Annotated in this window: 8 protein-coding genes; 6 read left to right on the forward strand and 2 right to left on the reverse strand. The window is 60.8% G+C overall.

What is annotated here, in order from left to right:
- A partial coding sequence (aroC, locus tag HS122_00005) for a chorismate synthase (protein ID MBE7536778.1) occupies nucleotides 1-845 on the reverse strand: 845 nt, incomplete at its 3' end.
- A gap of 184 nt (nucleotides 846-1,029) precedes the next feature.
- On the opposite strand from aroC, the gene HS122_00010 reads away from it, so the two are divergent.
- The 3 genes from HS122_00010 to HS122_00020 all read left to right on the forward strand — a co-directional run bounded on the left by HS122_00010 (nucleotide 1,030) and on the right by HS122_00020 (nucleotide 6,241).
- Nucleotides 1,030-3,147: a type II secretory pathway, component PulD gene (locus HS122_00010; GenBank protein MBE7536779.1), complete on the forward strand. Its 2,118-nt coding sequence runs from the start codon at nucleotides 1,030-1,032 to the stop codon at nucleotides 3,145-3,147.
- 61 nt (nucleotides 3,148-3,208) lie between these two features.
- Nucleotides 3,209-4,945, forward strand: coding sequence for a type II/IV secretion system protein (locus HS122_00015; GenBank protein ID MBE7536780.1), 1,737 nt, complete (start codon nucleotides 3,209-3,211; stop codon nucleotides 4,943-4,945).
- A gap of 9 nt (nucleotides 4,946-4,954) precedes the next feature.
- Nucleotides 4,955-6,241: a type II secretion system F family protein gene (locus HS122_00020; GenBank protein ID MBE7536781.1), complete on the forward strand. Its 1,287-nt coding sequence runs from the start codon at nucleotides 4,955-4,957 to the stop codon at nucleotides 6,239-6,241.
- Between the two features lie 65 nt (nucleotides 6,242-6,306).
- Here the strand turns inward: HS122_00020 and HS122_00025 are convergent, their stop codons facing one another.
- Complete coding sequence (locus HS122_00025) at nucleotides 6,307-7,653, reverse strand: peptidylprolyl isomerase (GenBank protein MBE7536782.1); 1,347 nt, start codon at nucleotides 7,651-7,653, stop codon at nucleotides 6,307-6,309.
- A 230-nt stretch (nucleotides 7,654-7,883) separates the two neighbouring features.
- Between HS122_00025 and HS122_00030 the strand changes: the two genes are divergently transcribed.
- The 3 genes from HS122_00030 to xylB all read left to right on the forward strand — a co-directional run bounded on the left by HS122_00030 (nucleotide 7,884) and on the right by xylB (nucleotide 12,306).
- Nucleotides 7,884-8,990: a DegT/DnrJ/EryC1/StrS family aminotransferase gene (locus HS122_00030; GenBank protein MBE7536783.1), complete on the forward strand. Its 1,107-nt coding sequence runs from the start codon at nucleotides 7,884-7,886 to the stop codon at nucleotides 8,988-8,990.
- Between the two features lie 168 nt (nucleotides 8,991-9,158).
- Complete coding sequence (locus HS122_00035) at nucleotides 9,159-10,730, forward strand: citramalate synthase (protein MBE7536784.1); 1,572 nt, start codon at nucleotides 9,159-9,161, stop codon at nucleotides 10,728-10,730.
- A gap of 43 nt (nucleotides 10,731-10,773) precedes the next feature.
- The gene (gene xylB / locus HS122_00040; protein MBE7536785.1) at nucleotides 10,774-12,306 is read left to right on the forward strand and encodes a xylulokinase; all 1,533 of its coding nucleotides are present in this window, start codon (nucleotides 10,774-10,776) and stop codon (nucleotides 12,304-12,306) included.
- The last annotated feature ends 14 nt before the right edge of the window (nucleotides 12,307-12,320 follow it).

The raw sequence follows: 12,320 nt of genomic DNA on the forward strand, positions 1-12,320 counted from the left end.
GTGCGGATCCGACCGTCGCGCGATTCAAACAAATCGTTGTGTTCGGATCCTCGGAGACGGGTGCCCGCAAATCCACTGCCGACCTCAAACCCCTTTGTCGCCGGCAGTGAAAGCATCGCCTTGGCAAGGTCGGCCTCAAGCCGGTCAAACACCGGTTCTCCGAGCCCAGCCGGTACGCCCCGCACACGGCACTCGATCACACCCCCAACGGAGTCCCCCTCGCTTCGAACGGCCTTGATCCGTTCAATCATTGCGGCCGCTGTCACCGCATGCGGGCACCGCACTGGCGATGCCTCGACTTCCGCAAGACTGGGAAAATTCAGAATACCATCCGTCGGAACGGAAATATCGTGAATTTGCGTTATGAATGCGCGGATCTCAACCCCATCGGCATTCGCCCCCCGGGGGATCGCCAACAGCTTCTTTGCAATAGCCCCAGCGGCCACCCGGGCAATTGTTTCGCGCGCCGAGCTTCGGCCGCCTCCATTGGGATCACGGATTCCAAACTTTGTCTGATAGGTGAAGTCCGCATGCGAGGGGCGAAACTTGTCGGCCATCTCGGAGTAGGCGCTCGGGCGGTGGTCCGTGTTTCGCACCCAAAGCGCCAATGGTGCCCCGGTGGTTTTTCCCTCAAACACGCCCGACAGGATCTCCACCGTGTCAGCCTCCTTCCGAGGTGTCACTATGTCGCTCTGCCCCGGGCGCCGCCTGTCGAGGTCACGCTGAATTTCCTGCGGAGTGATTGGAAGGCGCGGTGGACAGCCGTCGATGACCACGCCAATCCCCGGACCATGGCTTTCCCCCCAGGTCGAGATAGTGAATAGCTTTCCGAAACTATTGGGCATTTCAGCGCAAAACCGTGGATTCCGAAATTCCTGCTCGCAAGGGCTAACTCGTGGAAACCATTTTCCTTTCCGCGGTCTCAAACGGGTTACCCGACAACGGCGTTTACATTCCATGGAGTTTTCTTCAATCCCTTTACCTTTACTTTCCCATCGCTCGACCGATGGCTGACCAATCCCAGTTTGCATGACCTTCCGCCTGCTGCCCATAGCTGCCTTCACCTTCGCCGTGGTCGGGTTTGCCCAGGAAACCACGACGAATGCTCCCGCCCAGCACGGAAGTCTGAGTTCATTGGTCATCAACGATGAGTTGTTTGAATCGCTGAAGGTGCCAGACCTGACAATCGAGTCGGCCCTGCAACTCATTGAGCAATGGACGGGCCGGACGGTGATCCGCCCCGCCGCGCTGCCGACAACACAGATGTCGTTCTCCTTTTCGCGCCCAATGATGAAATCCGAGGCCTTTCTGGCGCTCGAATCCATCCTCAGCATGAATCAGATCGGCCTGGCTCCGATGGGGGATCGGTTCATCAAGGTTGTTCCCCTGCCCAATGTGCGGACCGAAGCGCCACGCATGATCGAAGGCCGCGCACTCGATCTGCCCTCGAGCGGCATCATCATGACCAAGCTGTTCCACCTGGATTTTCTGCGGGCATCGGAGTTCGGTCCCCAACTGACCCAGTTTCTGAACCCACAGCTCGGCGGTCCGGTCATTTTCGACAAGACCAACGCAGTCATGATCACGGATTCGGTGGCGACGCTTCAGCGGATCGAAACCCTGCTCGACAAGCTCGACAAACCCGTCACCGAGAACCTCACCCCGAAATTCTACCAACTCCAGTACGCAAAGGCATCGCTGCTCGTGAACCAGCTCCGCACCATGCTGCAAGGCGTGCTTCAGAATCAGCTTGGAACAGCAACGAGCTATTCCGCGGATGACCGCACCAACCAGGTTATTGTGATCTCCGATCCGAGGCAGCACGCCTTCTTCGACAGCCTGATCAGGAAACTCGACGTGAAGGCGGATCCGACGACTCGCAACGAGGTCATCCATCTGAAGCACGCGAACGCCAAGGAGGTTGCCTCGCTGCTCAGCCAGCTCGTCAGCGGACAAAATCAGGCGGCTTCCAAGGCCGGCCAGCAGTCCGTGCGACCCAACCAGACCGGCCCCGGTGCCGCGATCGTCGGACCACCCGTCCCCGCCGCCCCGTCCCCGGCAATGCCGACAAACATCACGCTTCCGTCAAACCTTCTCGAGGGCTCCACCGAGTTCAGCACGCTGGTCACGATTCTCCCGGATGAGCGGTCCAATTCCGTGATCATCTCCGGCACGCTCGGCGACATCCAGCTCATCTCCGATCTGGTCGCCAAGATTGACATTCTCCTCGCCCAAGTGCGAATCGAGGTCGTCATCGCAGAGGTCTCCAGCGAAAATTCCGACGCCACCGGCATCAATGCGCTTGGACTCAAGTTTGAAGGCAACAAGCTCACGGGCTTCGTGACCAACGGCCCCGGCTTCGGCATTGGCGGGGAGGCGGGCACCGACGGCAGCCCCGCCGGTTTCGCCAGCATCACCCGCGGTGACGGCGGATACAGTCTCGCAGGCATCCTGGCGCTGACCGCCAACAGCGTGAAGTCGAAGGTCACCATCCTCGCCAACACAACGCTGGCCACCACGCACAACAAGAAGGCGGAGATTTTTGTGGGGGAATCCCGCCCGGTCTTTGGTCAAATCCAGGCGCTCGACACCATCGGCACCGGCACTTCGGCAAACTCGGCCGCGCTTCGCTCGAGCATCACCCAGCAGGAGGCTGGTATCAAGATGGCCATTACACCGCTCATCGGAGCGGACGGCACCGTGCAGCTCGAAATCGAACAGACCTTCAACGCATTCGGACTCGACGTTCCCCTCGGGGACGGGCTCCAGCAGCCGTCCATCAACAAACGCGAGGCAAAATCCTTCCTCAATGTGGGCGACAGGGAGATCGTGGCGCTCGGCGGCTACCAGAACAGCACCATCAGCAAGTCGCGCAGCCGGCTGGGTCCGATCCCGATCCTCGGCGACCTGCTTGGCCCGCGCTCCGCATCGGTGAAGCGCACCGAATTGATGGTGTTCATTCGTCCGCATGTCATCCGCACAGTCGAGGAGACCACCGAGGACGCCATGGCCAAGATTCAGACCTCGAGTGATCCCGTTGCCGTCAAGCGTTCCCTCGACCTGCCCACTACCTTGCCCTCAAGTGATTCGAAGACAGGATCCGGGTCGACTCCGTCTTCGGGCGATTCGAATCTGCGTCGTCCCTAGTCGGTCGGTTGCGTCGCTCGATGGTGGAAACCCAGCGCCTCGTCACCCGGATGCGTTTGTCATGATCACGCCCACGCCCATTTCCGATTCAGTTCCGCAATCCCTGCTCGATGCGCTTTCCCCCGCGGATATTCAGACCGTCAATGAAGCTCCGCGCGGACAGCGTCTGGCAGCTCTGGCCGCGGCTCTCAAGCAGAGCGACGCTGATGCGCTGGCGAGCTTGTCGGTCGCGAGCGGCCTCTCCATTGCCTCCAATCTGGAAACGGATCCAGGTGCGCGGGGTCTGCTTCCTGCACGTCTGGTTCACGACTACCAGATCATCCCGATTCTCTTTGCCACGCCATCCGCCCCGGAAGAATTCGGGGCAAATGCGTCGAACGCTCCGCTCCATCTCGCCGCCGCCTGGCCCCCGGATGAGGCAATGGTCGACTGGATGCGCACGTTCACCTCGCGCCCGCTTGTCTGGCACCTGGCTGTGCCGGAACGCGTGCAGCAGCTCATCATAGAAAACTTCGGCGTGGGGTCGGGCTCTCTCGACGATGGCGACGAGGGCTACCTTGCGCCGGAGGCGATCGCCCAGGCACAGGCCGAGGAGGCTGTCGACGAGGACGCAGCCGTGGTTCGTTTTGTCACGGACGTCATCACGCAGGCTGTCGCGGACAGCGCGACTGACATTCATTTCGAGCCGCAGGAAGGCCAGCTTCGCATTCGTTATCGTGTCGACGGTCTGCTCGTGCCCGTGCCCGTGCCGGAGAATCTGCTTCGTTTTCAGGACGCCATCATCTCCCGCCTCAAGATCATGGCTCGGCTCAACATCTCCGAGAAGCGACTGCCCCAGGATGGCCGCATCAACTTCAAGGCCGCCGGCTCGACGCTGGACATCCGTGTCTCCACGATTCCGACAATCTACGCCGAATCGATTTCGCTGCGCCTTCTGAATCAGAAGAAGGAGGCCTACACGATGGAGCGGCTCGGGATGAGCGCGGACGAGCAGCGCCAGATTTCGCACGTCCTCGACTACCCGCACGGCATCATTCTTGTCACGGGCCCCACAGGCTCGGGCAAGTCGACCTCGCTCAATGCATTTCTGCGCAAGATCAATTCAACGGATCTGCGCATTGTGACCATCGAGGATCCGATAGAGTACGAGGTCCCCGGGGTGAACCAGATGCAGGTTCGTCCAGAAATCGGCCTGACGTTCGCGGGCGCGCTGCGTCACGTTCTGCGCCAGGATCCCGACGTCATCATGGTCGGCGAAATCCGCGATCGCGAAACCGCCGACATCGCCATCCGCGCCTCGCTGACGGGCCACCTGGTTTTTTCCACACTGCACACCAATGACGCGCCGGGCGCCATCACGCGACTGGTCGACATGGGCATCGAACCTTTTCTCGTGGCGTCGGCCATCGAGCTCGTCATCGCCCAGCGCCTGGTCCGGCGGCTGTGCGGCGACTGCTGCAAGCCGGCGCCCGTGGCAGGTGCCAAGCTGCGCGACAGTCTTGCGGTCCTCGGACTTGACCCGGCCGAGGCCGACTTGATCGAGACACTGAAGTCTCCGGTGGGCTGCGATCGCTGCCGCGGCACAGGCTACCGCGGGCGAATCGGCATTTTTGAAATCCTGAAACCCACCGAGGAGCTGCACGATCTGATCCTCAAGCGCGAGAGCACCCGCGCACTCACCCAGTGCGCACGAAAACAGGGCATGCGCACGCTGGAGCAAAGCGGATGGGAAAAAGTCCGCGCCGGCTACACGACGCTGGACGAGGTTCTGCGTGTCGTGACCGTAACCGAGAAGTAGCGACCGCGCATGCCCCGTTTCTCCTACATCGCCCGCGACAGAGCCGGCAAATCGACCGCGTCAACCATCGATGCGCCGTCTCGCAAGGATGCGCTGCGTCTGCTGACGGCACGCGGCCTGTCACCACTCCGGGTTGAAGAGGATGGCGCCTCCGCCTCCAATGCGTCGACCGCCGTCAGGACAGGGACACGTGCGAAGGCCACGGTCACCGCGTCCGGCGAGCAAGTCGTGGCCAAGCGCCGTTTCGGTGGCGCAAAGGGTCCAACACGTCGCGAACGCCTCCCATTCCTCACCGCATTGGAGGATCTGACCTCCTCGGGCCTTTCCGCCGGCGAGGCTGTCCGTCTCCTGTCGGTCCGCATAAAGGAGCCGCAGCTTCGCGCCCTGAGCAGCGGCCTCTGGGAACGAATTGGCGAGGGCGCATCATTGTCGACCGCCATGCTTTCGTTTCCCGATGTCTTCGACACCGCCACAATCAATCTCATTCAGGCTGGCGAGGCGACCGGCTCACTCAACGATGTCCTGAAGCGCATCATCAACCACCTGACCGAGCAGCGCGAATTGCGCCGGCAACTGGTGTCTGCCCTCGCCTATCCGGTATTCATGATGTTCGTGGCAATCGGCGTCATTTTCTTTTTTCTGTTCTACCTGCTGCCGAAACTACAGACGCTGCTCTCCGCGCTCGGAGGCGAGCTCCCCACGTCGACCAAGATCCTGGTCGCCACCTCCGATTTCCTGATCAAGTACGGGGTGTTTCTCATCGTGGGAGCGGTCTTTGCAGTCATCGCATTCTGGCGCTGGTACAAGACTCGCGCCGGACGCGAGGCCATTGACGCCGCCACGCTCCGTCTCCCCCTGCTGGGACCGTTTGCCGTTTCACGGACGGTTCTTGCCATCTCCCAGACCCTGAGCGTGCTGCTTGAGAACGGGATCACGACAGTCGAGGCGCTTCGCATGACCGCAAAGCAGATTTCCAACACGGTTCACCACCGCGCATTTGAGGACGCATCCCACCGTGTGCTCGAGGGCGAGGCACTTTCCCAGGCTCTCGGACGCACTGATTGCTTTCCGGATCTCGTGCTGGACCAGTTGTCCGTGGGAGAAAACACCGGCAACATCGTGCCCGCGTTGAAAAAGGTGTCTGCCTCCTACCAGCAGAGGATATCCCAGCAGTTGAACTTGTTCACGAAGATCATCGCGAGCGGTGTGCTCATGAGCGTGTTCGTGTTCGTGGGATTCATCGCCTACGCGATTGTGAGCGCGGTCTTCCAACTCAGCGCCTCGTTCAAAATGTAGGAGCCTGTTGCGTCGCGATTCACCGCGACGGTGTCACTTTCCGCCTCCGCGTCCCCCTAAATCTCTCAGGGCAGCGCGTAGACCTCCAGCAGGACAATGCCAGCCGAACCATCGGCCGTCCGCACCTGAGCCGTGTAGCTGCCTGGATCGAGCGCGAGCACGAGGGCGGCATCCTTGCTGTTGGTGTCACCGATCTTGAAGGCGCCGACCTTCTCGCAGGCGGCATCTATCGCGGGTGCGCCCCCCCAATTGTCATTGCCGGCAACTCGCTCGGATCCCCTGAAGATCTCCAGCACCGGATCCTTTGCCACACCCTCCACGCCAAAGGCGGAAAGTCCCGGCCCAGTGGCACGGATCAGAAGCGTGCGGGCTGATGCTCCACTCAGATTGAAGCCGGCGATCAAGGTCTGTTGCCCAGAGCCTGCGATCGAACGAACCGAGAGATTCCTGAGACGTCCCCGATCCCCGGCATCAATCGACTGCTCAGCCGCCGTTGCGCCGGTCATGGCGTCCGCGGAGACGGTGAAATTAAAGGAACTCGACACCTCGTTCCCCGCCACGCGCGCCTTCACCTGGATCGTTGTCGCGCCAAGGCGTGTGCCTGGATTGATGCTCAGGGTGGATCCGGAAATTGCCACGGAGGCGATTGCCGGATCGGAGCTCGACGCCGAAAATTCAAGCAGCCCAGGCCCGCTGTTCGGATAGAGGCCGATGCGGTTCACGCTCGAGACAACAATCGTGTTTGTCGCGTCCATGGGACGGTCGAAATGGTAGTCGCGGTACGGGAAATCTTGGAAAATGCCGCCGATGTTCATGCGAGGCAGGTTGGCCAGCGCGTCCACGACATCCATGCCGGCAATCACCCGCCCAAAAACAGTGTAAGCCGGAGTGACGCTGACTTCATTGCCCGCATCGTCAGTGACGACCGTTCCCAGTGCCCTCGTATTGTCGGACACGTTAAAATACCATCCCGAGGTCGCGGAATTCACGTCTCCACCCAAGCGGGCTGCTGCCAGCGTGCCTCGCGTGTTCGGCAGCACAGCCTCGAGGGCAACAGGCGTCAGTTGGTCGACGGGAAGCATTACGGGTGCCGGGAGCTTGAAGCCGCCACCCTGAACAATACCCGCTGTCGTGGACGTGCGATCAAGTGCGGCGGCCCGGTGAATCACCGTATTTGAATAGGAGCCGCTGTCGACGTAGGAAAGAAAGTTGGCGACATTGAGCGGGGCGGCGTCCGCAAGCATCTCGACAATGACCACGCCGCTTGTCGTTGCAAACCGGACAAGCTGCTGCGCAGGCACTTCAGAAACGCTGAAATGATCCTTGAGATCAACGGTGACAGCGGCCCCCGACGGCCGCGCCGCCTTCGGACTGATTGCATTGGTCGTCGTTGGCGCCGGTTGCGCGCTCAAGGAAGCGACGAATAAACAGAGGAAGGCAATGCGGGCGGCGATTCGGCAATTCGGTATCATGCAGGGGATCAAGGTGGCTCCCAAAGACGCATCCGCCAAGCCGCAAGTTCCAAGGATTTGATGGTACTCGGTCCAATTGTGAAGTCGGACTGCGGGATCGAACGCCTTCCTGTTGAATACTTGCCGTGATTGTTTCGCTCCGGCATGCATTGTTTTCCCCGCTCAATTCAATGAAAGTCCCGTTCCTCGAACTCAAGGCCACCTATGACGAGCTAAAGCCTGAGATGGACGCGGCTTATCATCGTGTCATGGATTCCGGGTGGTACATCTTTGGACGGGAGATCGAGGCGTTCGAGTCCGAATACGCGCAGAGCGTTGGCGTGCGCCATTGCATCGGAGTCGCAAATGGCCTGGAGGCATTGCAACTTTCCCTTCAGGCCGCCGGAATCGGCCCCGGAGATGAGGTGATCGTACCATCGCATTCCTACATAGCGAGCTGGCTGGCGGTCTCCCAGGTGGGAGCGACGCTCGTGCCGTCAGAGCCAGTCGACGGCGAGTACGCGCTGAATCCTGCCAATGTTGAATCCTGTGTGACAGCTCGAAGCCGGGCGATCCTGCCGGTTCACCTGTACGGACACGTCGGCGACATGGACGCTCTGCGCGCCGTCGCGAAAAGGCACAATCTCTTGCTGCTCGAAGACGGCGCCCAGTCCCACGGAGCGCTCTGCCGCGGCCGAAAGGCGGGATCGCTGTCCGACATTGCGGGCATCAGCTTTTATCCCTCCAAGAACTTGGGTGCATTTGGGGATGCAGGAGCAGTGCTGACATCGGATGACGCGCTCGCCGAAAAGATCCGCCACCTGCGAAATTACGGCTCAAAGGTTCGCTACCACAATGAATACAAGGGCATGAATTCCCGGTTGAGCGAGCTTCAGGCTGCCTTTCTGCGCGCCAAGCTGCCGAAACTTGCGGAATGGAACCAGCGCCGCATTGGACTCGCCACCCGCTACAACAAGGGCCTCATGGGGGTTGGCGATCTCGCCCTGCATCCCGTGCCATCGTGGTCAGCCCCCGTCTGGCATCTGTACGTGGTGCGCACCAGGCAACGCGATGCCCTGCAGGCCTTCCTGGCCAGACGCGAAATCGCCACGCAAATTCACTACCCGATTCCCCCTCATCTTTCGGGCGCCTATCACGATCTCGGCTGGAAACGTGGCACATTCCCAATCGCGGAACGATACGCCGATGAACTGCTCAGCCTGCCCATCGGTCCCCATCACACCACAGCCCAGATCGAGCATGTGATCGAAGCAGTTCGGTCATTTTTTGCCAGATAGGCCCTCGCCGACTCGATTTCACCGTAACTTGTTGCGAGCGTCAAAGTGACAGAACCGCCGCAGACCGCGGAAACACCAACATTGGACAAACAACGTGCAGCTACCCCTACGCTTGCAGAAAAGGCCCCTTGCCTACCACCCCCGACGAATCCTAGTTTTTGCGGTTTCATGAACAAAGCCGTCAAGATCTATGACACCACCCTGCGCGATGGCACGCAGGGCGAAGGCATCAGCTTCTCCGTCACCGACAAACTTCTCATCGCGGAAAAGCTCGATCAGTTTGGTGTCGATTACATTGAGGGCGGCTTTCCAGGCTCGAATCCTCGGGACATCACGTTCTTTCAGGAAGCCGGAAAGCTGCGGCTGAAGCACGCCCGGTTGGCGGCATTCGGTTCGACACGGCGGGCGAATACGAGGCCGACGGAAGACGCCCAGTTGAAGACGCTTATCGAAAGCGGCATGCCGGTCTGCACCATCGTCGGGAAAACCTGGCTCCTGCACGTCACTGAGATCCTCCGCACCACAGCAGAGGAAAACCTGGCGATGATCGAGGACTCGGTCCGCCACCTTGTCGCTCACGGTCGAGAGGTCATTTACGACGCCGAACATTTCTTCGACGGATTCAGATCCAATGCGGATTATTCCCTTCGTACGCTTGCCGCCGCGCTCAAGGGTGGCGCGGCCAATCTCACACTGTGCGACACCAACGGCGGCACCCTGGTGACCGACTTTGAAACGATTGTGCGCAGAGTGGTGTCCGAATTCGGAGGCGAAAAGGTTGGCGTACACTGCCACAATGACTCCGGCATTGGTGTCGCCCTCTCCCTCGCAGGCGTGGCCGCGGGGGCGCAACTTGTTCAGGGAACCGTCAATGGCTACGGCGAACGCACCGGCAACGCGAACCTCATCACGATCCTCCCCAACCTTTTTCTCAAAATGGGTGCCACCGCCCATTGCGCGCGCAACATCGGTCAGTTGCGCGAACTGTCGCTCTTCCTCGACGAGCTGGCCAATCTGCGACCGGACACCAAGGCACCCTACGTCGGTGCGTCCGCATTCGCGCACAAGGGTGGTCTGCACGCGAATGCCGCTCAAAAGGTCAAGAGCAGCTACGAGCACATCGACCCTGCAACCGTCGGCAACCGGACGCGTGTCCTGGTTTCCGATATGGCTGGACGCAGCAGCGTCGCCCTCAAGGCAAAGGAACTTGGTTTTGATCTCGATGAGAAGTCTCCCGAGATCAAGACCCTGATCGACGAGTTGAAGGACCTCGAGTTCCGCGGCTACGAGTTCGAGGCCGCGGATGCATCCCTTCAATTGCTCATCTCCCGATCCCTCGGTCGCGACACCTCATTTTTCGACGTTGAGGGCTACCGCGTGATCATGGAGCGGCATGGTGGCGAACTTTGGGCTGAGGCGACCGTCAAAATCAAGATTGGGGAGAAGGTCTACCACACGGTTGCCGAGTCCACCGGCCCCGTCGGAGCCCTCGACCTGGCGCTCAGGCTCGCCCTCAAGAACGATTTCCCCCAACTGAGCGAGATGGTGCTGCGCGACTTCAAGGTCCGCATCCTCGAAAGCAACCAGGCAGCCAACAGCCGGACCCGGGTACTTATCGAAAGCGGCGACGACACCGGGATCTGGGGAACAGTCGGTGTCAGCGAAAACATTGTCGACGCCAGTTGGGAAGCCCTTCGCGGAGCCGTCGAATACAAGCTGCTCAAGTCGGCAAAGGCCTGATCGTCCCTCACCCGCATCAACCCGCAGTCCACTGCCCATCGCCATGTCACTCTTCATCGGAATCGACTCCGGCACGCAAAGCACAAAGGCCATCGTGCTGGACCTCGAGTCTCGCGCTGTCATCGCCGAGGCGCGCGCCGCCCATCACCTGATCGAGGGATTGCCAGTCGGCCACATGGAGCAGAACCCCGCCGACTGGTCGACGGCGCTGGACACGGTGATCCATGAAGTCGTCGCGAAAATAGGATCAGAAAACGCGAAGCGGGTCCAAGGAATCGGAGTCTCGGGCCAGCAGCACGGCTTCGTTCCTCTCGACGAGAAACGGGAGGTCATCCGCCCGGCGAAGCTCTGGTGCGACACAAGCACCGCCGACGAGTGCGCGATCATCACCCGAAAGCTGGGAGGTCCAAAGGCCGCCATTCGCAAGACGGGCAACTTGATCCTGCCCGGGTTCACAGCCCCAAAGATTCTCTGGCTGAAACGAAAGGAGCCCGCAAATTTCCGCCGCCTCCGACACATTTTGCTGCCGCACGACTACCTCAATTTTCACCTCACCGGAAATCTCTTCATGGAATTCGGTGATGCCTCCGGCACGGCATTGATGGATGTGAGGCGGCGGCGCTGGAGCACCGACGCGATCAACGCCATCGACCGCAGGATAGCGGGCTGTCTGCCTCCGCTGTCTCAGTCTCATGAAGCAGCCGGCACACTCCTTGCGGAGAAGGCGGACGCCTACGGACTTCCTCGTGACGTGGTTGTTTCCGCCGGCGGAGGCGACAACATGATGGGCGCGATCGGCACTGGGAATGTCGAGCCCGGTGTCGTCACCGCTAGCTTTGGAACCAGTGGCACCATCTACGCCCACTCCCGCCGCCCGGTCATCGATCCTCAGGGCGAGATCGCCGCATTCTGCTCCTCGACCGGAGCCTGGCTGCCGCTGCTCTGCACCATGAACGTCACAACCGTCACGGAGCAGGTGTGCGCACTCTTCGGCCAGGACCACGGCGCCATGGCCGATTCAGTCTCAAGCGTTGCTCCGGGCGCGGATGGACTGCTCCTCCTTCCCTACCTCGCGGGCGAGCGCACACCCAACGTTCCATCCGGTTCCGGGGTGCTGTTTGGCCTCACTCCAACCTCCTTCACACGGGCCCACATCGCCCGTGCTGCCATGGAGGGTGTAACGCTTGGCATGAACTACGGCCTGCGCCGGCTCGCCAGGCTGAGTGTCAAGGCCAGGGAAATTCGCGTGACCGGTGGCGGCGCGCGCTCGCCGGTCTGGCGGCAGATCATGGCGGACGTTTTCGGTGTTCCCGTGGTTGCCATGATGGAGGACGAAGGAGCGGCCCTTGGCGGCGCGCTTCAGGCCGCCTGGTGCGTGGCGTTGAAGGACGGAAAGAAGCACGTGTCTCTCGCCAGCCTGGCCAAAGGCGTCGTTGCCGTGGATTCAGCTTCCCGCTGCACACCCATCGCGGCAAATGCCGCCCGCTACCGTCACCTGCAGTCCATCCAGGATTCCCTGAGCGAGAACCTGCGTGAACTGTTCGTCGTCCAGCGAAAATTTGCGCTTGGCGGTTGAACCCACGTCTGCCC

The organism is Opitutaceae bacterium (assembly GCA_015075305.1).
GTDB lineage: Bacteria > Verrucomicrobiota > Verrucomicrobiia > Opitutales > Opitutaceae > UBA6669.